Annotated in this window: 20 protein-coding genes; 10 read left to right on the top strand and 10 right to left on the bottom strand. The window is 60.5% G+C overall.

Going from position 1 to position 20421, the window contains the following annotated elements:
* Positions 1-5: 5 nt before the first annotated feature.
* From HNQ72_RS07465 to HNQ72_RS07450, 4 genes are all read left to right on the top strand, one after another.
* Positions 6-1280 (top strand): DUF763 domain-containing protein, encoded by a 1275-nt coding sequence (locus tag HNQ72_RS07465; protein ID WP_183990972.1) that lies wholly within the window; start codon positions 6-8, stop codon positions 1278-1280.
* A gap of 157 nt (positions 1281-1437) precedes the next feature.
* Positions 1438-2469, top strand: coding sequence for an alpha/beta hydrolase (locus HNQ72_RS07460; RefSeq protein WP_183990970.1), 1032 nt, complete (start codon positions 1438-1440; stop codon positions 2467-2469).
* Between the two features lie 120 nt (positions 2470-2589).
* The gene (locus HNQ72_RS07455) at positions 2590-2799 is read left to right on the top strand and encodes a hypothetical protein (protein WP_183990968.1); all 210 of its coding nucleotides are present in this window, start codon (positions 2590-2592) and stop codon (positions 2797-2799) included.
* A gap of 189 nt (positions 2800-2988) precedes the next feature.
* Positions 2989-3480, top strand: a complete 492-nt coding sequence (locus tag HNQ72_RS07450; RefSeq protein ID WP_183990966.1) for a hypothetical protein — start codon at positions 2989-2991, stop codon at positions 3478-3480.
* 20 nt (positions 3481-3500) lie between these two features.
* Here HNQ72_RS07450 and HNQ72_RS07445 read toward each other — a convergent pair whose 3' ends face one another.
* Positions 3501-4703, bottom strand: coding sequence for a pyridoxal phosphate-dependent aminotransferase (locus HNQ72_RS07445; RefSeq protein ID WP_183990964.1), 1203 nt, complete (start codon positions 4701-4703; stop codon positions 3501-3503).
* Positions 4704-4714: 11 nt separating this feature from the next.
* Positions 4715-5359 (bottom strand): TetR family transcriptional regulator C-terminal domain-containing protein, encoded by a 645-nt coding sequence (locus tag HNQ72_RS07440; RefSeq protein ID WP_183990962.1) that lies wholly within the window; start codon positions 5357-5359, stop codon positions 4715-4717.
* 174 nt (positions 5360-5533) lie between these two features.
* Here HNQ72_RS07440 and HNQ72_RS07435 point away from each other — a divergent pair, with 174 nt between their 5' ends.
* A complete protein-coding gene (locus tag HNQ72_RS07435; RefSeq protein ID WP_183990960.1) occupies positions 5534-6088 on the top strand; it encodes a helix-turn-helix domain-containing protein in 555 nt (184 codons plus the stop codon).
* Positions 6089-6178: 90 nt separating this feature from the next.
* A complete protein-coding gene (locus HNQ72_RS07430; protein WP_183990958.1) occupies positions 6179-6766 on the top strand; it encodes a phosphoribosyltransferase family protein in 588 nt (195 codons plus the stop codon).
* On the opposite strand, the gene HNQ72_RS07425 is transcribed toward HNQ72_RS07430, so the two are convergent.
* Complete coding sequence (locus HNQ72_RS07425) at positions 6763-7512, bottom strand: endonuclease/exonuclease/phosphatase family protein (protein ID WP_183990956.1); 750 nt, start codon at positions 7510-7512, stop codon at positions 6763-6765. The genes HNQ72_RS07430 and HNQ72_RS07425 overlap by 4 nt on opposite strands.
* Positions 7513-7572: 60 nt before the next feature.
* On the opposite strand from HNQ72_RS07425, the gene HNQ72_RS07420 reads away from it, so the two are divergent.
* Positions 7573-8511 (top strand): putative bifunctional lysylphosphatidylglycerol flippase/synthetase, encoded by a 939-nt coding sequence (locus HNQ72_RS07420; RefSeq protein WP_183990954.1) that lies wholly within the window; start codon positions 7573-7575, stop codon positions 8509-8511.
* Here the strand turns inward: HNQ72_RS07420 and HNQ72_RS07415 are convergent.
* Positions 8491-9999 carry a phospholipase D-like domain-containing protein gene (locus HNQ72_RS07415; RefSeq protein WP_244654318.1) on the bottom strand — a complete coding sequence of 503 codons (1509 nt, stop codon included), beginning with the start codon at positions 9997-9999 and terminating at the stop codon, positions 8491-8493. The genes HNQ72_RS07420 and HNQ72_RS07415 overlap by 21 nt on opposite strands.
* 81 nt (positions 10000-10080) lie before the next feature.
* Positions 10081-10287, bottom strand: a complete 207-nt coding sequence (locus tag HNQ72_RS07410; protein WP_183990951.1) for a hypothetical protein — start codon at positions 10285-10287, stop codon at positions 10081-10083.
* Positions 10288-10697: 410 nt separating this feature from the next.
* On the opposite strand from HNQ72_RS07410, the gene HNQ72_RS07405 reads away from it, so the two are divergent.
* The gene (locus HNQ72_RS07405) at positions 10698-11204 is read left to right on the top strand and encodes a ferritin-like domain-containing protein (protein ID WP_183990949.1); all 507 of its coding nucleotides are present in this window, start codon (positions 10698-10700) and stop codon (positions 11202-11204) included.
* 6 nt (positions 11205-11210) lie between these two features.
* On the opposite strand, the gene HNQ72_RS07400 is transcribed toward HNQ72_RS07405, so the two are convergent.
* From HNQ72_RS07400 to HNQ72_RS07380, 5 genes are all read right to left on the bottom strand, one after another.
* Positions 11211-11423: a hypothetical protein gene (locus HNQ72_RS07400; protein WP_183990947.1), complete on the bottom strand. Its 213-nt coding sequence runs from the start codon at positions 11421-11423 to the stop codon at positions 11211-11213.
* A 248-nt stretch (positions 11424-11671) separates the two neighbouring features.
* On the bottom strand, positions 11672-12718 hold the full coding sequence (locus HNQ72_RS07395) for a glycosyltransferase family 2 protein (RefSeq protein WP_183990945.1): 1047 nt from the start codon (positions 12716-12718) through the stop codon (positions 11672-11674).
* A gap of 164 nt (positions 12719-12882) precedes the next feature.
* On the bottom strand, positions 12883-14844 hold the full coding sequence (gene asnB, locus HNQ72_RS07390; RefSeq protein ID WP_183990943.1) for an asparagine synthase (glutamine-hydrolyzing): 1962 nt from the start codon (positions 14842-14844) through the stop codon (positions 12883-12885).
* Positions 14845-14946: 102 nt separating this feature from the next.
* The gene (locus HNQ72_RS07385) at positions 14947-16314 is read right to left on the bottom strand and encodes an FAD-containing oxidoreductase (protein WP_183990941.1); all 1368 of its coding nucleotides are present in this window, start codon (positions 16312-16314) and stop codon (positions 14947-14949) included.
* The gene (locus tag HNQ72_RS07380; RefSeq protein WP_183990939.1) at positions 16311-16787 is read right to left on the bottom strand and encodes a DUF4126 family protein; all 477 of its coding nucleotides are present in this window, start codon (positions 16785-16787) and stop codon (positions 16311-16313) included. Before HNQ72_RS07380 ends, HNQ72_RS07385 begins: the two co-directional genes overlap by 4 nt.
* A 234-nt stretch (positions 16788-17021) precedes the next feature.
* Between HNQ72_RS07380 and HNQ72_RS07375 the strand changes: the two genes are divergently transcribed.
* A complete protein-coding gene (locus HNQ72_RS07375; protein ID WP_373289391.1) occupies positions 17022-18848 on the top strand; it encodes a sensor histidine kinase in 1827 nt (608 codons plus the stop codon).
* Complete coding sequence (locus tag HNQ72_RS07370; RefSeq protein ID WP_183990937.1) at positions 18845-20239, top strand: sigma-54-dependent transcriptional regulator; 1395 nt, start codon at positions 18845-18847, stop codon at positions 20237-20239. Before HNQ72_RS07375 ends, HNQ72_RS07370 begins: the two co-directional genes overlap by 4 nt.
* Positions 20240-20421: the final 182 nt, after the last annotated feature.

The raw sequence follows: 20421 nt of genomic DNA, 5'->3' as shown, positions 1-20421 counted from the left end.
GGGGCATGGCTCAACGTTCAGGCAGCGCCGATCTTCCGCTTCACAGCGGCCGGGTTCCCCGGTGGCTCGGCGAACGCATGACGCGGCTCGGTGCCGTCATCACCGAGGCGATCATCATCCATTACGGCCGTGACGAACTCCTGGCGCGGATGGCGCATCCCTTCTGGTTCCAGTCCTTTGGGGCTGTGATGGGCATGGACTGGCATTCTTCGGGCATCACCACCAGCGTCATCGGCGCGTTGAAACGTGGGCTCACGCCGTTATCGGGTGAACTCGGCATCCATGTCTGCGGCGGGCGCGGCAAGAACTCGCGCCAGACACCGGAGGAATTGATCGCCATCGGCAACCGCGTCGGCATCGATGGCGGAGCACTCGCCCAGACCAGCAAGCTCGTCGCCAAAGTGGACAGTGCCGCCGTGCAGGACGGGTTCGATCTTTATCTGCACGGTTTCATCGTCACCGATGACGGCAAATGGGTCGTCGTGCAGCAGGGCATGAACGATGCGCGGCGACAGGCGCGGCGTTATCACTGGCATTCCGAAGGGCTGAAGAGTTTTCTCGATTCACCCCATGCGGCCATCGAAGGCAGGGGGCAGGGCGAGATCGTCAATCTGGCGGATCACCGGGCTCTCGCCTCGCGCAGCGGCCAGCTCGATCTACTTGCCTCGCTCGGTCCGGACAGGATCGTCCGCGAAGTGATCGCGCTCGATCCGTCGCGAATGAGAAAACCTTCGGCACAGCCGATGCTGCCGCATCTGATCATGCCGGACCATCACGATGTCCGCGAGGAGGACGTCAACATGCGCCGCCTGCACGGTACGCTCGCTGCTGCCGCCGATCGTGGGCCGAAGGATTTCGAGGATCTGCTGATGACGCCGGGTGTCGGTGCACGCACGGTCTCGGCGCTCGCCATGGTGGCGGAAGTCGTGCATGGCGCGCCCTGCCGTTTTTCCGATCCCGCCCGTTTCTCGCTCGCCCATGGCGGCAAGGACCGGCATCCGTTTCCGGTGCCGCTGAAAGTCTATGACGAGACGATACGGGTGATGAAATCGGCGGTCGGCAAGGCAAGGCTCGGCCGCGAGGAAGAGTTGCAGGCGCTGCGTCGCCTCGACGACCAGGCCCGGAGCCTCGAACGCTACGTCACCGGTCCCGATTTCAAGGAGATCATCGCCGGCGAGTTCCGCCATTCGCATGAATGGGGTGGCCGCAGCGTTTTTGGCTGGGAGCCGCCGGAGGAGGAAGGCGATAGGCCGGAGCAGGGCGGAAAACTCGCCCCTTAAGACCTTTCCCGATATTTGACAGCAATCACTTTGGCCTCCGACACAGTGTCGCGGCATGGGCCTTGCTGCGGCCCTGCGGCATGTCGGCCGCTTGTCACAATCCGGCTACTCCCTAGGCTGCACATCAGGAGTCATGTGAAAGGGAGTAATCATCATCATGCCAGCCTTATTGGATCGCCGTCAGCTTCTCACCGCCGTCGCAGCCTCTGCGCTTTTGCCGGTCGCCGCACTTGCGCAGAATTCCGGCACGACGCCGGTTGCCGTTGCGGGTAAGCCGGGTGAAATACCCGAGGGGATGAAGCTTCCGCTTCTGCCGCAGCTCGAAAGTTTTCCGATATGGCCGGAAGGCAAGGTTCCGGGCAGCGCGGGAGTGGCGGCGAAGGAGGAGTGGATCCTGCGCAATCCGAAGGATGGTGATCCGAACGATACGGCCGCAATGCATGTCACCAACCCGATCCTGATGGTGCAGCGGCCAGCCAAGCCCGATGGCTCGGCCATCCTGATGATCCCCGGCGGCAGCTATACGCGTGTCGCGGTGACCCGTTCGGGAAGCAGCATCGACCAGACCTTTGCCGGTTCCGGCTCGACGGTCTTCATCATGACCTACCGCCTGCCGCATGACGGCTGGGCTGCCGGCCCGGAAGCTCCGTTGCAGGATGCGCAGCGCGCAATCCGGCTGATCCGCCACCGCGCCAAGGAATTCGGCGTCGATCCCGCCCGCGTCGGCGTTGCCGGTTTCTCTGCAGGCGGACATCTGGCCGGCTGGCTAACGGAAAGCTTTGGCCGCGAAACCTATGAACCGGTCGACGAGGCGGACAAACTCTCGACCAAGCCGCTCGTTACCGGCATGTTCTTCCCCGTGATGACCATGATGGCGCCCTATGCGCATGAGACCTCGGTCAAGAACATGTTCCCGAAGGGCGGCACGGATGAGGAGAAGCGCAAGATCTCGCTGGAGTTCAACCTGCCTGCCGACATGCCGCCGACCTTCCTTGCCCATGCGAATGACGATCCGGCGGTTGCACCGGAAAACAGCCTGATCCTGTTTAACGCCCTGCGCGCCCAGAAGACGCCGACCGAGTTGCATCTCTTCGAAGTCGGCGGGCATGGCCTGATCGAAAATGGCAAGGATCTTCCGCATCTTGCGCTGTTCGAGACTTTCGCGAAGCGCCATGGCTTGTGGAAGTAAGACAGGCCGCAAAAAGGAACTCCCGCGGGTCAACTGCGGGAGTGTCGGGCCTGATTAAAGGCGATCAGGGAACTCTCTGCCGGCCTGCGGTGTTATCGCATGAGCCTGGAGGAGGACATGATGACCCGTGGAAGCACATCGGAAGAAGCCACCCGTTTCGGCAGCAGCCAGCCAAGTGTCGCCAGCAGTTGCGGTACCGGGGAAGCTCTTTTCAAGAAACAGCCGAGCCCGGTCAGTATCGAGATGAACAGGGCGCGCAAGGCATGTGGTGTCGGTGTTGGTGCCGTTGATCGCGACGAGCGCGTGGCCGATGCCGGTGACGCCGGCTGATATGGTTTGCGATGGTGGCCGAGGTCACGCTTCCGTTGGAGATATGCGGCTGATCTGTCACCCTGTTTCGGCGCAATTCCGGACGCAACCCGGTTCCCACTTTTGCTCGAATTGCGCTAACCTGACTTGATGGTAAGTACGTCTCTAATTGGTTTGGTCTCGCCTCTGGTTGCGGTGGCGGGCAGCTATTTGCTGATCCGCTGCATTTCGGCGCTGTGGAAGATCATTTCTCCGGCGGTGAAATATCGCTTCCCGGCGGGAAGTGCGCCGTACCGGATGAACCTGCCGGTCGCCGGGCGTTATGTCGTGAGCGTCGTCATCCCGGCAATGACATTCATTACCGGCGTATCCTATTTTTCCGCCCGCTTTGCCGTCACGCAGCACCCGTCAGGTGCGACGCTAAACTATCGCTCCTATGGCCGTTCGCTGTTTCGGACCAATCGCACCGATATGAGCGGTAAAAAGTCAATTCCGCTGGGGGCATTCGAATGCCCCGCGCCCGGCGATTTCGAGATCAGCTGCCTCAATCCGGAGACGATACGAGAGAATTTCCAGCTCGAGGTTTCTCCGCAGGTGCCGGGGCTTTATCTTGTTGCCCTTATCCTCGCGACAATCCTGTCGTCATTCATGGCGATCGGCGGATTTGTCTTCTGCATCCTATGGCTGGCGGGAAAACTGTAAGGGCTTCCCGCCAACTTGGATTAGCGGATATGCAACGGCGCTTCCTTGTGCGCAACGATGCGGCCGGCAAGTTCGCCGATCCGCTGCATCGCCGTTGCCAGTACGTCTTCCGGCACCGTCAGGGAAATACGAAGGAAGCCCGCAGCCTGATCGCCGAAGGAGGTGCCCGGCATCACCGCGACCTTTTCCTCACGCAGCAGTTCCCAGGCGAATTCCTCGCCGTTGAGGCCCGTTGCCGTCACATCGAGCAGAATGAACATGCCTCCTTCCGGCGGCATGGGTTTTACCAGATTGCTGCCGGCAAAGGCCTTTTCGACGATTGCGGCACGGCGGGCGTAATTCTCGCGCATCACGTCGGCAGTGTCGAAATGCCGGGAAAGCGCCATGGCCGTCATGTCGGAGATGAAGGGCTGCACACCGAAGAGCATGGTTTCGGAGACCGGCAGAAGCCGCTCGCAGAACTCTTCCGGACCCGCCGCCCAACCGGAGCGGAAACCGGGTGCCGCATGGGATTTCGAAATCGAGGAGACGGCAATCGTCCGCTCGGCCAGCTCCGGCATGTCGAAGGGCGAGGCGAATTCGGTGCCGTCGAAGATCAGCTGTTCGTAAACCTCGTCGGAGATGATCCAGAGATCTCGGCTGCGGCAGACTTCACCGATCGCGGCGATCTCGGCTTTGGTCAGCACGGCCCCTGTCGGGTTGTGCGGCGTGTTCAGAAGCAGCACGCGGGCTTCCGGGGTGATGGCGCGCTCCAGATCCTCGGCCTGAAGATGGAATTTCTTTTCCGGCCTGAGCGGTACCGGGATCATGTGGGCGCCGGTCGAGGCGATCACGCCTTCATAGGTCGCATAAAGCGGATCGCCGACCAGCACGCCATCGCCGGCTTCCACAAGGCCGGTCATCACGCCATAAAGTGCTGTCTGGGTGCCGGGGAAGCAGAGGAAGTTCTTTTCAGTTACGCCCTTGCGGCGCTTCGAATATTTTTCGACCAGTGCTTTCAGGACTGCAGGTTCGCCACGGCCGTTGGAATAGCGCGTGCGACCGGCATACATGGCGCGCGAAGCCTCATCCAGCAGCGCCTTGTCGGGTGCAACATCCGGCTCGCCGATCGTCAGTTCGATGATTTCCTCGCCTTCCGCCTTCATCCGCCGGGCGGTGAGATGCAGGGCCCAGCGGCCGGAGCCGAGATGGGCAAGGCGGTCGGTGATCGAGGCATAACGCATGCGTGGCTTCCTTACTTTTCCGAGGTCAGTTCGCCCGGGGTCAATCTCAACAGTGCCTCGACGGAGGCAAGCGCCGCATCGGCGAGTTCGTGTTCGTCAAACAGATCGGCGGTAAGCGTGCCTTCCAGCCACAACCCATCGATCAGCGCGTTTAGCGAGATAGCAAAGCTGCGGCATTGTTTTGGCGAAAGCGCGGTGCCGCGCTCATCGAAAAATGCCAACAGAAGTGTTTCGACTTCCTGCAGAAACGCAAGATAGTTGTCCCGGTGAATGGCAGCAAAATTCGGGTCTGTCTGGATGTGGCTGATGAAAGCGGCCCAGAGCGATAGTGTTCGGCTGTCGGTTACAGGCGGCGTCAGGTTGGCGATGATGAAACGGCGAAGCCGTGCCCTTGGCGCCTCGTCCTCGCGGGCGGCCTCGATCGCGGTCTGTGTCATGCCGTCCATAACGGCGCGGTATGCCGCCTCCAGCATCTGGTCCTTGCCGGTGAAGTAATGCCGGATGAGGCCAGCCGTCACACCGGCGCGGTTGGCGATCTGGCGCACCGTTGCACCCTGAATGCCCACTTCCGCGATGCAGTCGAGCGTCGCCAGGATCAGGTCTTCGCGGCGCTCAGCCTCGCTGGCGCGGGTATAGGAGCGGCGGGCTGGTGCCATATCGTCCTCACGCTCTTTTTCTTGCTGCCGATCCTGCCGTTATTATACGACTGGATAATTTCCGTATAGCAGCAACTCGGTGGTCTCGTCCTTTCGTTGCGGAAATTGCTTGTCTCCTATATGAGCTGAAGGTCTACTATCTGAGACGGTCCTGATGCATGGAGCTTTGGTGAAATGGAGCGTGATCCTGCGGACGCCATAGCTTTCATGCTTAAGCAGGAGAGAGAGGCGCGCAAATGGTCGCTCGCCGATCTCGCCCAGCGATCGGGCGTATCCAAGGCAATGATCAGCAAGATCGAGCGCCGGGAAGCAAGCCCGACTGCGACAGTGCTCGGCCGGCTTTCCGGTGCCTTCGGCGTGCCCCTGTCGGTTCTGATCGCATCGGCCGAAAAGGTCACCGAAAGGTTGAGCCTTTCGGAAAGGCAATCGATCTGGACGGATCCTGAGACCGGTTATCTCAGAAGAGCCATTTCGCCTGCCGGTGCGCCAGCAGAGCTGATAGAAGTCCAGCTACCTGCAGGTGCCCGCATCACCTATCCCGCCTCAGCCTTCGCCTTTCAGCAACAACAGATCTGGATACTCGACGGGTGTCTCGATTTTTCCGAAGGCGGTGTGGAACATGAGCTGAAAGCGGGCGATTGCCTTCTGCTTGGCCCTCCCAGCGATTGCACTTTCTCGAACCGTGGCCCGTCGCAAGCACGATATCTGGTCGTCCTTTCTCGCGGCTAGACCCCGTTTTCGTGTTATGCTGTCGGAACAATCTGCTGATGTTACCGCTTTGTCCTTGAGAATACGGATAACTCTGGGAGGAGGAATTTCATGCAGGCTGAGCCCCATCCATCCGGTCTTACCGGAAGTAACCTGGCGGGACGCGAGCTGGCTGACCAGCTTTCGGCGCTTTCCTTGGAGCGTATCGTGCTTGTGGCACTTTCGCCCGAAAGCGTCGATCTTGCCTTCGATGCCGCGCAGCGTCTCGGTTGCGAACTGGACCTTTTGCTTGTCGGGCGAATTCCTGCGCCGGGTCACCCCGAAAAGACTATCGGCGCAGTTCTCGATTTCGAAGTGCCGCAGGTCGTGATCGATGAGGATCTGGCGCGCGCGTCGCATGTGCCTCCGGGTTATCTCAATACGGAGCGCCAACGACAGCTGTCGGATCTCGAACGCCGCCACGTCATGTATCTCGGCGATAATGATGGCCCCTGCCACGATCATGCCGGAAAACACGTGGTGATCGTCGATCATGGGGTTGAGGCATCCATTCTCCAGCTGGTGCTTCAGCGGCTCGGCGAGGTTGGTGCACATTCCGTTCGCGTCGCCCGGGTTGCTTCAACCGGCGAGCCGCCGGACGATCGGGCGGTTACCCAGTTTCTGAAACAGGCGCGACGGCTTCAGAAGTTGCTGCACTAGATTTCGATTGTCGCCAGAAGCGGCAGATGGTCGGACGCCAGCTTGGCGAGTGGGTTGGCAACGATCTCTACCCCTATCACGGAAACTTCGTTCGACGCGAATATGTGGTCGAGCCTCAGCAACGGGAAGCGTGAAGGGAAGGTCGGGCGCAGTTGCCCGGCCATATGGGTGCGCATATCCGTCAGGGCACCGGCAAGCCGTTTATAGGGCGGGCTGGAGGGGATCGAGTTGAAATCGCCGAGCAACACGACTGGCTGGTCGATCACACGATCGTTGCGCAGCCATTCCGGGCCGAGCAGCGCTTCTACTTGCCGCATCCGATCGATGCGTCTGAGACCCAGATGGGTGTTGAACACCTGTAGGCATTTTTCGCCGATCTCGATTTCGATCCAAAGCGCGCCACGCTGTTCCCCAACCGAAGGCAGAGGACCCGCCTTGACCAGTTCGGCAGGCAGGGCAGTCAGGATCGCATCGCCGTAGCGTTCTTCCTCGACATCGAGGGCAGCGTGGAAATGATGCTGCATCTTGAGGATTTCGGCGATCGTATGGGCCTGATCGATGCCGCCGGTTCGTTTCCGTCCGACATCGAGTTCCTGCAGGCCGATGATATCCGGCTGCGCCGCGGCGATCACTTCGGCAATGCGCTCCGGCGCCAGCCGGCGATCGGTGCCGATACAACTGTGCACATTATAGGTCAGAAGTTTCAGGCGACGGGAAGCCGGCGATCTGGCGGGTGGTGACTGCATAGGGCTGGGAACACCTGTCGCGCGTTTTCGTTCCCCACCTGTAAGAAGGCAGGAGGCATGATGATCGGCAGGAAGCATATTTTACAACTGGGTGTCCTTGCTGCTGTCTGCATTGCTGCCTTTCTCGTCTATCGCAGCCTTGGTCGCTACACGTTCGATGAAGTGGCAGATGCGGCGCAAGCGATCCCTATCGACAGGCTCGGCGCTGCCCTGATCTTCGTCGCGGCATCCTATCTATGCCTCACCGGCTTCGACACTCTTGCGGTCCGCTATGTCAAAAGACCACTCGTCTGGCGGCAGTCGGCACTCGCGTCCTTCTGTGCCCTGTCGATTGGTCATAACGTTGGCATGGCTGCGCTCAGCAGCGGTGCGGTTCGTTACAGGTTCTATTCTCGCTGGGGGCTGACGGGTGCGGAGATCGCCAAGGTCATCGGCTTTTGCGGCATTACCGTCGGTCTGGGGCTATCGAGCCTCGCCGCTCTCGTTCTGCTTCTCGATCTGGGACCGGATACCGATCTTTTCGGTATCGGTCAGGAGACGAGAGTTGCGGCAGGTCTTGCCTGCCTCGCCGGCCCGGTTGCTTATCTTCTTGTGTGCGTCTTCAAGATCCCGGTGCGGTTCCGCAAATGGCGTCTCGATCCGCCGTCCCCCGGTCTCGCGATCGCGCAGATCGGCATCGGCACGCTGAATTTCGCCTGTGTCGCGGCAGCGATCCACCAGTTGATGGCAGTGTTCGGCGATATCAGCTATTTCGAGGTTGCCGGTGCTTACGTCACAGCCAATGTCGCTTCATTGATCAGCCATGTTCCGGGCGGGCTCGGCGTGCTGGAGGCGACGATGCTTAGCATCCTGCCGGGCGCCAAGATCATCGGTGCGCTCGTCGCCTTCCGGGTTCTCTATTTCTTCGTGCCACTGATGATAGGCCTACCGACATTTCTTGTCAGCGAGGCCTATTATCGACGTCGCCCGGACAGCTTTTCAAAACATTCGATGGGGTGAGCAGCGCGAGACGAAGCGGCGGAAACCGGCCTGAATCTGCGGGATCGGCCAGAAGGGCTGTTTCGGATCGATGATGCTGGTGCCGGGGATGGATTCGGTCTCGCCCCTTTCGACGTCCACGTCGAAGGGTTTCAGGTGTCGGCCGTTGACGTTGAGCATCTCGATCGTGCGGATCAGCGAGCCGGTCTCTTCGAAATGTTGGCGCACCAGCGCCTGATCGGCCGCCAGATGTTCTGCAAGCAGATCGATCCGCAGTTCCGCAATAGCGGCGCGACCGGCGGCGTCCTGCGGCTCCATCGCCAGGTCGCTCTCGGTGTCGAGACCTTCTGAGCGGTTGTTGAGGTTGGAAGAGCCGACGCGGACGAAATGGTCGTCGGCGATGATCAGCTTGGAATGGACGATAATCTCGCGCGCACCACCCTTTTCGTCCGGTGTCACCGCATAAAAGACCCTCAGCCGGTCATATCGGTCGGCGCGTTTCAGCCGGCGGATCAGCCGTGTGCGGTTATGGCCCATCATCAGTTTTTCGAGAAAACCGTGGGATTCGCGGGTGACGAGCACGACGATCTCGGGGCCGTTCTGTCTGCGCAGCCGCTTGGCGAGCGTTCGGGCGACGCCGAAGGAAGCGAGATATTGCGTCTCGATATAGAGATGCCTTTCCGCGGCCTTCAGTGCGTCGTGGGTCAGGCGGATCGCCTCGCGATGACCGCGGCGGCCTTTCCACTTCCAGGGTTCGGTCAGCGCCAGACCGGTCGGGCAATTTCGCAATGCGGGCTTGAGATCGGAAGGCCAGGGGGCGGGGCCGGGGACAACCACGGGGGCGAGTTCTTCGCCGTGGGTTTTCCTCCATCTGCGTCGTGCGACATCGCCGATCAGCTTTGCCATGTCTCCGGTGACGATGGTCTGCATGTCATGGACAGGGCCGTAGGTCGTGCCATCCGGCGAGACGCGATCGGGGTTGACGATCGTATGTTCTCTGTCGTCCCAGCGCCGGGCCGTCAGGTCGATGCCGCCCAGAAAGGCGGTCTTGTCGTCGATCGCGACGATCTTCTGATGGTGGCTTGCCCGTAAAGGGTGGCGGAAGTCGAAGCGCAGGTCGATGCGCGAATGGTCGGCCCATTCCATCTTGCCGAACATGCGCAGGCTTTTGCCGGAATATACCGGCCCCATGCCCCAGACGAGAATGCGGATTTCGAGATCCGGCTTCTCGTCGACCATGCGTCGCAACAGCGCGCCGATCGTTTCCGAGCCTTCATCTCGCGGGAGCAACCTTACGTCGGGATTGAAGTCCCATCCAACGATGAATATCGACTTTTTAGCCTGCCGCAACACTTCGTCGAGACGGCGGAAATAGTCCTCGCCGTCGATCAGGAACGCCACGCGCTCTGCTTTGGCCGAGCGCCAGACGTTTCTGCCAGGCTTGATGACCCGCGTGCGATGAAGCACCGGATCGATCAGATCAGGATTGGAAAAATTGCTCACGTCCACCTTGCGCCACCTCGTCATTTCTGACGGATGAACGCCACGATTTCGGTTTTTGTTCCCGCTCCTTAAGCGGTCTTTGAAGGCTTAGCCGGCCTTTTGGGTCTGCTGCGTGGAAACCTTGGTATCGAACGAACCGACATAGGTGTCGTCGACCATCTGCATGGCAACGAATACGGAGGCCAGGATACCGGCGGTCACTACCAGCAGCTTCCACAGGCACGGTTTGAACTCGGCTGGCTGCTGGGACCGAGCTGCAACGCGGCCCGGCATGCTCTTACTCGATACTGTCATGTCGTTCTCTTCTATGCCGCCGGTTACGCCGCATTTCCTGGCGGCATGTAGACGGGCGGTCTGTTTGTCTCATCCGGATTGGGGACTGGCGCCTCATCGGGCAGCCTGTCGGGTTCCGGCTCGTTGATCGGTGGATCCGGAGCCCATCCTGGCGCCGGCATGGGCGGCTGCTCTGTTGGCTCTCTTGGATCTTCGATCATCGGCGCCTCCATTAATGCATCGGTAACCCCGGGCGCAAGTGTTGGTTCCCATCTTTTTAACAAGTGCTGATATGCCGCAGATGCATCCCTTGAGGGCATCTCGAGGCAATTTCGCGTTCAATGTCAGGGAACTTCCCGTCATGGTTCGGGGTTGCCATTGGCGATCACGAGCCCGTGTATTATCTGTGGATGAGACGAGGGAGGAGCTGCATGACCCATGCGAAGGACAATTTCATTGCCTGGCTGAAAAGCGCCCATGCGATGGAGGAGCAGGCGATTACTGCTTTGACCGCGCAGACACGGCGACTGGAAAACTACCCGGATCTCAAGGCGCGCATGCTCGAACATCTCGAGGAAACGCGCAGCCAGGCGGACGCGCTGCAAAGCCTACTCAACGATTTCTCCGGTGCGCCGTCGACGCTCAAGGATATTGCCGGGCGCATCGCCGCGACCGTTCATGGAATCCCCGCGCTGGTGATGAATGACGAGGTGGTGAAGTTCACCGCCCAGGCTTACGCGTTCGAACATCTGGAGATCGCGACCTATCGCATGCTGATCGCGGCTGCCGACGAGCTGGGAGAAACCGAAGCCCAAGCTGTGTTCGAACGCATCCTTGCGGAAGAGATGTCGATGGCGAGGTGGCTGGAAGACAATCTCGATCCCATCACCCGGGTTTTCCTGATGCGCGATGAACGGGATCTGCAGGCGAAGCGTTAGCCTTGTTCAACCAAAGAAGCTGTGCCCATCGAAGTGACGATGAAGGCTCTTTTCGTCCTTCACGCCGCGCTGGTAAAGCTGAATCATTTCAACCGCCACATCGCTTGCCGCAGTGCTGCTGCCGGGCAGGCCGTGTTCTATGCAAACGTCATCGAAAACGCGTTTCAGGAATGCAAGCTCGTTGGGGTCGAATGTATGTGTTTCTACTGCGGGTATCATGTCTTGCCTCCATCATGGGGGCGAAAGAACTTCGGTGACGACCTGTCGTCTTTCAGTCGCCGGCGCCCTACATATCAGCCAGCGATGGGGTGAGATTACTACCTTCTGTGGCCGTTTCAAGCGGGGCCAGGTTAAATCGAAGTAATGATTCGGTGACCGGATTTTATCTGCTGTTCACGGCTCTGCAGGCCGGCTTGCAGCAAGTCGGAGAACTGGTTCCGGTTGCACAATCCGGCTGAAATCAGGGCTCAGCGGGCGCTTTTGGCCATGGCGGTATCATAAGCATCCGTGGCTTGATCGGCATCGCGGCTCACTTCCGCATCGGGTTCGCCGAGAAGCCGGCTTTCGATCCAGGAACGCGGGTTGCGGCGCGGCGTGATGTAGCCGACCGGCAGGGCGATCGCCTGAAGAAAGCGGACGATCACCATATAGAGACCCGTCTTCAGCCGTCCGGTGCGCAAGGACGTGACAGCCACGACAAGGCCAAGGCCTGCAGCGATGATAATGGCGGGCATGGTGACGCCGGGCAGTGTTGCGACAAGCAGAATTGAGCCGAGCATGAAGCTCCAGGCAAGCGCCAGGATGCCAAGCTCGGGCAGAGCGCGCAGCAGCCGATAGAAATAGGGCTTGCCGGTTGCTGCCCGCAAGAGCTCGCCGATGCCGAAAGGCTCCTTGGTTTTCACCTGTTGCAGAAGCAGGTCACGGGAGCGGGGATCACGTTCGTGATAGCAGGCAAAACGACGATCGAGCCGATGCAGTTTCCAGCCGGTACTGCGCAGCCGGATGCCGAGGTTCAGCTCCTCATAGCCATGCAGGTTGCGGTCGGCCATATAGTCGATTTCTTCGATCGCGCGGCGGCGGTAAAGCCCGCCTCCTGCCAACTGGTCCACGGCGCCGATACGCCGGTCGGGCATGAAGCTGCTGCCGTATGCCGCTCCGGTTTCGATATGGCCGGTCACGCCGCCGGTGCGCGTATGGCGCTCAAGAAAGGCAATCGCTTCGCTTAAGAAAGCTTGATCGAGCTCCATGTCGGCGTCGATCAGGCAGATGAAGTCGTGGCGGGCATATTGATAACCGAGCTGCGAGCCGGCGCCGCTGCGAAAGCGCGCGGGACGGGCGATCTGAGCCAGGCGCACCGGATAGGCCGATGCGATCTCGATCGTGCGGTCGCGGGAGCCGAGGTCGGTGACGATGATCTCGCCCTCACCATCCGGCAGAGCTTTCAGCGCGCACTCGATCGTACGGGCAATGCGCTTTTCGTCATCCAGTGTCTTGATGATGATCGATACGGTCATGGTGGTGAAACTCCCTGACTTGGTCGCGATTTGTGCCCACGGGTCCCGATCGTGGTGCGGCGTGCTGGAAGGCTTAAAGACCGGCTCTTCCGATCCTCATAAAGACAATACTAAAATTTTAGCGATCACGCGAGCGTGAGAGGCGAAAACGCGCGTTTTCGGCTTCAAAGCGAGCTTTTAGACGGTGCCGATATCTCGGTAACTGGTTGTTTTTTGGCAAAATTCCCGACCCATAGCTGGGTTGAAAGAATTCCGACAAAAGCGGCGTTATCGCGAAAACCGGCGACCGGCTGCTTGCGGCATTTTCCGTAAAGTCTTGAAACGGCCGTCGGGTCGAACATCCCGGTTGCAGTGACGACGCGTTCGGACAACATCTCGGAGACGTAAGCCTGCTCATCCATGCCGGGGCCGGTAAAGGAACTGCTGTCCGGAGCGCGGTAGGGCTGTTTCTGACGCTCGATGACGCTGTCGGGCAACAGGCCTTTCGCCGCTTCACGCAGGATGTGTTTTTCGCGCAGACCCTTGAGCTTGGCATCGGGCGACAGTCTCGCGGCAAACTCGACCAGCCGGTGATCGAGGAAGGGAAAGCGGCCTTCGATGCCATGCGCCATCGCCATCCGGTCGCCCTGACTGGAGAGGATGTAACCCGGCAAGAGGAGACGGGTTTCGAGATATTGCGCCTGATGCAGCGGATGCCAGTGGCCGAAACGTTCCGGCAATCGGGCGCTCAGTTCTTCGGCAGCATCGTAGCCGCCGAGCGTGTCGCGCAGGTCTGCAGAATAGAAGATTTTCGCCGCCGCCGTGCTTTTTATCCGTGGCCGGTGCGAGAAAATCGGATCGGACGGATCGGTGCCGGAGACGTTGAAAAAGGCGGAAAGATATTCCGCCGACTGCTTTTTCAGTCCCGGCAGATAGGGATAGAGCTTGCGGAAAAGATGCGGCCTGATCTTCGAGCCGGGCTGGCGGGCGCAGAAGCGACGGACTTTTGCCTCGCGGAAAATGTCGTAACCGGCAAATACTTCATCCGCGCCTTCACCGGTCAGCACCACCTTCATGCCGGTTTCGCGGACAAGGCCGGCCAGCGTGTAAAGCGGGGTAGGGGCGGTGCGCAGGATCGGGCGTTCGGTGAAACGGATGATGTCGGGGAATGTGGCCGCGATCGTTTCAGGCGATGAGGCGATCGAGCGGTGACGGGTACCGAGCGCCGAGGCCACCTGCTGCTGAAAGCTGCTCTCGTCATGCTCCGCACTGTCGAAGGTAACTGAAAAGGTGTTCAGCCCGTTCGGTGCCATCGGAGCGGCAAGTGCGGAGATCAGCGAGGAATCGAGACCGCCCGAAAGATAAGATCCCACCGGCACATCGGCGCGCATTCTCAGCCGCACAGCATCGGCAAGCAGGGCGCGTAGTTCTTCCGAGCGGTCGGTGTCAGCAGCGCATTCCCCAGCATCGGGGAAGTCGAGCGTCCAGTAGCAGCTCAGCCGGTTTGTTGCGTTTTTGCGAACCAGCGACTGACCGGGTTCCAGCTCGAAAATATTGCGGAAGGCGGTGCGCGGCGCGATCGGTGCCCAGAGGGTAAAAATCTGGTCGAGTGCGACGGGATCGAGTTCGGCTTCGATGCCTGGGACCGTCAGCAGCGCCTTCACCTCGGAGGCGAAATAAAGCGTGCCCTTGTGCTCGGTATAGAAAAGCGGCCGCACACCCATGCGATCACGCGCCAGCATCAGCCTGCGTTCCGCCGCATCCCAGATGGCGAAGGCGAAGTCGCCGTTGAGCTTTTGCAGGCAGGCCTCGCCGTCATAGGCATAAAGCTGCAGCAGCACTTCCGTATCAGAACCGGTGCGGAAGGTGGCGCCGCGCGCCTTCAGTTCGTCGCGCAGTTCGACATAGTTGAAGATTTCGCCGTTGAAGGCGATCGTGTAACGCCCGTCGGCGCTCGTCATCGGCTGTTGGCCGTCGGAGAGACCAACGATCGACAGACGCACATGCGACAGGCCTATGCCGGGGCCGATCCAGATGCCGTGGCCATCCGGGCCGCGATGGCCGATCGCCTGTCCCATGGCGGATAGAAGCTGAGGCGCGTGTTCCGCTCCGAACCCTTCTCCCGCATAACCCGCAAATCCGCACATCTTTTCCATCCAGACAGGATCGTTCGATCCCGTTCATAAGCGGAAAAGCTTGCCGATCCCCTTATGCCCGAGGAGATGCCGCGGGGATGCCAGGAGGATGTTCTACTTCATCGAGAGCACGACGGTTGGCCAGAGCTCGGAAACTGTCGGGTGGATGGGCACTGCCCAGCGCAGGTCATCGTAACTTGCGCCGACATTCATCAGCTCCAGAACGCCGTGGATCGCTTCGTCCCCGCCGGTGCCGAGCAGAGCCGCGCCGAGGATCTTTTTGGTCTTCGCGTCGGCGACGATCTTCATGAAACCCTTGGTTTCGCCCTTTTCAACCGCGCGCCCGACATTGGTCATCGGCCGTGTGCCGACCAGAACATCATGGCCCGCCTTGCGCGCCTCTTCCTCGCCCAGCCCGACGCGGCCGAGTGGCGGGTCGATGAAAAGGGCATAACCCAGCAGGCGTTGTGAAACCTTGCGGTTCTCACCGTCGAAGAGGTTGGCGGCAACGATTTCGAAGTCGTTATAGGCTGTGTGGGTAAAGGCGCCGCGACCGTTGCAATCGCCCATCGCCCAGATGCCATCGACATTGGTGGCAAGCCGGTCATCAACCTTGATGAAGCCGCGTGCGTCCAGTTCGATGCCGGCCTTGTCGAGGCCCAGATCGTCGGTATTCGGTCGTCTTCCGACGGCGAGCAGCACATCCGAGCCGATCACCTCGGGCTCACCTTCCTGGCAATTCACCCCGACGGCAATGCCGTCTGCGTGTTGGCGAAACCGGATGCATTCGGCATTGGTGCGGATATGAATGCCTTCTGCCTCGAGGATTTCGCGCACGGCTGCAGAAATGTCCTCGTCCTCACGGCCGATCAGCCGTGGGCCTTTTTCGACAACCGTCACCTCGGCCCCGAAACGGCGATAGATCTGGGCGTATTCCAGCCCTATATAACTGCCGCCGACGATGACCAGATGTTTCGGCAGCCGGTCGAGCAAAACGATGTCGGTATTGGTCATGTAGGGAATGTCGCCCACACCGGCGAAATCCGGGATCGTCGCCCGCGAGCCGACATTCAGGAAAATCTGCGGCGCGGTCAAAAGCTCGTCACCGACGCGAATGACATTGCTGCTCTCGAACCGGGCGTGGCCGCGGATCAACTGGCAATTCGGCATGCCCTCCAGCCAGTTTTCATTACCATGGCGGCTGTCGAGCGTGACCTTGTGCGAGCGGCGCATTACCGCCTGCATGTCGACCGTCACGCTACCGCCGATGCCGACACCATATTCGGCGGCGCGGCGGGCAAGATAGGCCGCATAGGCGCTGGCAACCAGCGTCTTGGTTGGTTTGCAGCCGGTGTTGACGCAAGTTCCGCCGACATGTTTGCGTTCGATGATCGCGACCGTCTTGCCCGCATCGTTGAACCGGCCGGCAAGCGAGGGGCCGGCCTGTCCGGCACCGATGATGATCGCGTCGAAGTGCTTCATATCGTTGCTGCCGCGGGTATAGACAAAATGATGATAAAGGCGACAGCGAAAGCGACGCCATCCTCGATGAATGCAGCCGGTTGGTCATTGCCAAAATGATCGGCCAGCTTTGCCCGCGCCCATGCCCCGCCATAGGTGCCGGCGATGGCGCCGAGAACGCCGGAAACGAGGCCAGCCAGCCACAGCTCGTAAGGAATGCCGATCGCGGCACCGGCCACGCCGCCGGTGATCAGGCGGGTGATGAATTGCTGCGGCACCTTGCGGCTCGGCGTGTTGGGCAGCTGGTCGGTCACCAGCTCCAGCACGGCGAGGATGGTGAGGATCAGCACCGCCCAGTTGGAACCGAGAAAGGACAGCCATGAGCCGGAAAGATCAAGCCAGCCGAGCGCTGCTGCCCAGGTGATTAGGGCCGGTGCCATCATGGCCCTGAGGCCGGCGACGCCGCCCATGAACAGCGCAAGCAAGGAAACCATCTGAACCCCTATTCCGCCCGACGCGGGCTACCCTCATTGATTGCACAACGACGCGATATCCTACCTCAAGTCAAGCGTCTTGGACGGGATAGCTGCCAGTGACAGTGCTACATAACAGCCTTCGCTTTCGCCAAAATATCCAAACGCACCCGTCATACGAGAACCCATTGGAAAATTCCGCGGCGCTCCGTAAGATATGCGCGTTATGGTCGAGGGAGGAGGAGCCCTTCGGACGTGAAGCATCGTATCTTGGCAGTTTCTGTCCTGTGTCTTGCGCTCGGCCTTGTGCTGACGTGGAAGGTGCATGGCTTCGTGGCGAAGAGCGCCATGGACGAGGCCGAATTGCAGGCAGGCACGACGCTGAGGCTCGCGGTCTCGGCGCTCGACGGACATCTGAAACGCTATGAGGCGCTGCCGGCGCTGACGGCGGATGACGAGATCATTGAGGTGCTGATCGAAGATCCCGGCAACGAGACCTTGCGGTCCGCTGCCAACCGATATCTCAAGTCCGTCAATGCACTCCTGAAATCCTCCGACATCTACATCATGACCATGGACGGCACGACGATCGCCGCCAGCAATTACGATTCCTCCGTCAGTTTCGTCGGCGAGAATTTCAGTTACCGTCCCTATTTCCAGGAGGCGGCACGAGGCGAGCGGTCGCGCTTCTTTGCGGTCGGCACGACATCGGCCAAGCGCGGTTATTATTTCAGCTCGCCGATCGTGATGGATGGAAAGATTTTGGGCGTCATCGTCTTCAAGGTCGATCTCGATACGATCGAGGCTTCCTGGGCCGGTGGCGACGACCGGATTTTCGTCTCCGATCCGGAAGGCATCATCTTCATGACCGGCAGCGACGAATGGCGGTTTGCCGCCATCTTGGCCCTGACGCCGGATCGGATCGCCCGAACCGAAACTTCGAGGCGATATGCGGATGTGAAACTGCACCAGTTGCCGCTTGCCTATGGCAGCTTTGCCGGCCACGAAACGATGCTGATCCGCAACGCAAATGCGGAGCGAGAATATCTCTATGTCTCGCAGGCCATGCCGGAAGCAGGGTGGACGGTGAATGTGCTGATGGACACGGCCTCGGTGCGCTGGCAGGCGCAGACGATGATGGCTGCCGTTTTTCTGGCGCTCTGCCTTGCCGGGCTTGTCTCGGCGATCGTCTTGCAGCGCCGGGCGCGACTTGCCGAGCGCATGCAATTGCAGGCCGAAGCGCAGAACGAGCTGGAACGGCGTGTGGATGAGCGCACCGCGGCGCTTGCCCGCGTCAACAGCCGGATCGAAAAGGAGATCGCAGAGCGCCGCCTGACCGAGCGCCGGTTGCGCAAGACACAGGCCGATCTGGTGCAGGCCGGAAAACTCGCAGGCCTCGGCCAGATGTCGGCAGCCCTTTCGCATGAACTCAACCAGCCGCTTGCCGCGGCAAAAACCTATGCGGAGACGACCGGCCTGCTGATCGCGCGGGGGCGGGTGGAAGAGGCGAGTGACAATCTCAAGCGTATCTCAGCCTTGATCGACCGGATGGCGTCGATCAGCCGTCACCTGCGCAATTTTGCCCGCAAGCCGAACGAGAAACTTGGCGCCGTCAGTGTCGAGGATGTCATTCGCGATACGATCGAGATCGTTTCTGCGCGGCTGAAAGCAGCGGATGCCGAGCTCTCGATCACGATCGAACCGGGCTTGCCCCGGGTCATGGCAGGCGCCGTTCGGCTGCAGCAGGTGCTGGTCAACATCGTCACCAATGCGGCGGACGCGATCGAAGGGCTTGAGGACCGCCGCATCGACGTATCCGCTTCCAGCGCGGCTGAGAAGGTGATGATCATCGTGCGGGATCGCGGGCCGGGCGTGCCGGCTGCCATCCGCGAGCGTATCTTCGATCCGTTCTTCACCACCAAAGGTGTCGGTAAGGGGCTCGGGCTTGGCCTGTCTATCTCCTATAATATCGTCAAGGACTTTGGCGGCAGCCTTTCCGTCACCGATCATCCGGAAGGGGGAGCGGTGTTTGCCATCGAACTCGATATGGCCGATGCAAGCGTAATGGAGGCCGCCGAATGACGCTTCCGCAACGGGTGCTGCTTGTCGATGACGAAGAGGAGCTTCGTCGCTCCACTGCCCAAGCTCTGGAACTGTTCGACCTCACCGTCGACACGTTTCCCAATGCGGAAAACGTGCTGGAGCTTTCCGGCTTCGGCTTCGACGGCGTGATCGTCAGCGATATCCGCATGCCGGGGCTGGATGGCATGACGCTTCTGCACCGGGTGCGCGAACTCGATGCGGAAATCCCGGTCATTCTCGTTACCGGCCATGGCGACGTGCAGTTAGCGGTGAAGGCGATGCGCGAGGGGGCTTACGATTTCCTCGAAAAGCCGTTCACGCCGCAGCATCTCGCCGGCGTTATCCGCCGTGCTCTGGAGCGGCGTGCTCTGATTTTGGAAAACCGGCGGCTTCGGGCCGTGGCGGGAAAACGCGACGATGTGGAAGCCCGCATGCCGGGTCGCACACAGGTGATGGTCGACCTGCGCTACCGTATCCGTGCAATCGGCGCGACGGATGCCGATACGCTGGTGATCGGCGATACCGGTGTCGGCAAGGAAGTCGTGGCGCGGGCGCTGCATGATATCAGCCCACGCGCCAACCGGCCGCTGATCGCCATCAATTGCGCAGCGCTTCCCGAAACGCTGATCGAAAGCGAGCTGTTCGGTCATGAGGCAGGCGCATTTCCCGGTGCGCTTCGTCCGCGATACGGCAAGTTCGAGCATGCGCGGGGAGGGACGATCCTGCTCGACGAGATCAGCTCCATGCCCTTCGATCTGCAGGCAAAGTTCCTGCGGGTGCTGCAGGAGCGGGTGATTACGAGGCTCGGATCGAACGAAACCGTGCCGCTCGACGTGCGCTTCATCGCCACCAGCAAGGTGGATCTGGAGGCCGAAGTGGCGGCCGGCCGTTTTCGTGCCGATCTTCTCTATCGGCTGAATGTCGCAACCGTGCATGTGCCGGCGCTTTCGCAGCGGCGGGCGGATATACCGCTTCTCTTCCTGCAGCTGGTGCGCGAGGCTGCGGCGCGTTATGGCCGGGAGGATATTATCGTGCCGCCCGATGTCCTTTCGCTGATCGCCCAGCGGGACTGGCCGGGCAATGTGCGCGAATTGCGCAATGCCGCCGACCGGCTGGTTCTGGGTCTCGATCCGGGTTCGGGAGAGCCGGGCGCCGCCGCGAAGGAGAATGGCGGGCGGCTGGCGGAAAAGGTCGCAGCTTTCGAGCGTAATCTTATCGCGACGGAAATTGCGGCCCATGGCGGTGCGCTGAAGCCGGTTTACGAAACGCTCGGCATTTCCCGCAAGACGCTTTACGAGAAGATGCAGAAATACGGGCTCGACAAGAAGATGCTCAAGTCTTCGCAGTTTGGCGATGAAGACGAGTCGGGGGCGCTCGTCGACTTTTCCTGAGTGATGGCGCGGATAATTTGCCGCTGCGTCAGTATTACTCACGGCGATTGGGTGGATTTCCACCCATCTCCACCACCCGTTGTTCCCAAATCCACCCATGCTGCGTTGCGCATGAAGAAATATCCCGCCTTTGCTTGCTGTTAGCCAATTGCCAGCGCTTCTGCGCGGCCCGCTAATGGGGC

Origin of the sequence: Aliirhizobium wenxiniae, assembly GCF_014201355.1 — a bacterium.
GTDB classification, from domain to species: Bacteria; Pseudomonadota; Alphaproteobacteria; order Rhizobiales; family Rhizobiaceae; genus Neorhizobium; species Neorhizobium wenxiniae.
The sequence above is the reverse complement of the archived record's forward strand: the minus strand, read 5'-3'. Positions and strand labels throughout refer to the sequence as shown.